The sequence below is a fragment of the Xylophilus sp. ASV27 genome (genome assembly GCF_016428875.1).
Lineage (GTDB): Bacteria > Pseudomonadota > Gammaproteobacteria > Burkholderiales > Burkholderiaceae_C > Xylophilus.
Map to the genome: position 1 here is coordinate 1 of NZ_JAELTO010000236.1, position 1283 is coordinate 1283.

Annotated in this window: 2 protein-coding genes; both read right to left on the bottom strand. The window is 77.1% G+C overall.

Annotated features, from left to right (window positions below):
* Positions 1-249 (bottom strand): hypothetical protein (locus tag JHD63_RS22590; RefSeq protein WP_198973033.1); only part of this gene is annotated, 249 nt, incomplete at its 3' end.
* 35 nt (positions 250-284) lie between these two features.
* Positions 285-1283 (bottom strand): TolC family protein (locus tag JHD63_RS22595; protein ID WP_198973041.1); only part of this gene is annotated, 999 nt, incomplete at its 5' end.

Here is a 1283-nt window from a genome sequence, read left to right on the forward strand (position 1 = left end):
CCCCCCCCCCCCCCCCCCCCCCCCCCCCCCCCCCCCCCCCCCCCCCCCCCCCCCCCCCCCCCCCCCCCCCCCCCCCCCCCCCTCCACCCCCCCCCCCCCCACCCCCACCCACACTAGGTTCTCTTCGTCGGCAGCGTCAGATGTGTATAAGAGACAGGCCAGCAGCAGCGCGGCGGCCAGCGCCAGCGCCGCGCGGCGTGCGCGCGGCGCACCGGACAGGGGAAGGGAAGAAGAAGCGATACGGAACATGTCGGAAATCCGGAGAAGGCGTGCGGGCACGCGGGTCAGCGGGTAGCGGAATCTGTGGAGGCGGCGGGCGCGGCGGAAACGGCGTCGCCCGGCGCCGGCCGGGCCGGGTCCCAGCCGCCGCCGGCGGCGCGGTACAGCGCCACCCAGGCGGCCATGCGCTCGCGCTCCAGATTCACCCGCGCGGTCTCGGAGGCCAGCGCGGTGCGGCGGCTGTCCTCCAGCTCCAGCAGGCTGGCCAGGCCGCTGCGGTAGCGCGCCTGCATCGCCTCGAAGGACTGGCGGTAGCCCTCGGCCGCGGCCTCGGCCGAGGCGGTGCGCTCGGCCGCGGACTGCAGGTTGACCAGCGCCTCTTCGACCTCGCGCACCGCCTGGCGCGCCTTGCCGCGGTAGACCGCGGCGGCCTCCTCGTAGCGGGCCTGGGCGGCGGCCACGCTGGCGCGGCGGCGGCCGCCGTCGAACAGCGGCAGCGACAGCGCCACCGGGCCGACCGTCCAGTTGCTGAAGTCCAGCGTCTGCCCCTCGTACTGGTAGCGCGCGCGGCCCACCGTGCCCTGCAGCGAGAGCTGCGGGTAGCGCTGGGCGTCGGCGCTGGCCACCTCGGCGCTGGCGGCGGCCACCTCGCGCGCGGCGTTGTAGACGTCGGGCCGCTGCTCCAGCACCTGGGCGGGCAGGGATGCTATTGAAAATATAGCTGGAGGCCTAGATGATACCTGGGCTTCAGCCACTTTTTGTTCCAAAACCGCCTCGTCCAGCGCGGTCAGCGCCACCAGGCCCTTGCGGCCGACCTCGCAGGCCGCGCGCTGCTGGGTGGCGCGGGCGTCGGCATCGGCCGCGCTGGCGCGCGCCAGCGCCGCATCGGCCCGGGCTCGTATACACATCTCCGAGCCCACGAGACCGTACAGGAAATCGCGTATGCCGTCTGGGGCGTGGAGAGGGGGGGGGGGGGGGGGGGGGGGGGGGGGGGGGGGGGGGGGGGGGGGGGGGGGGGGGGGGGGGGGGGGGGGGGGGGGGGGGGGGGGGGGGGGGGGGGGGGG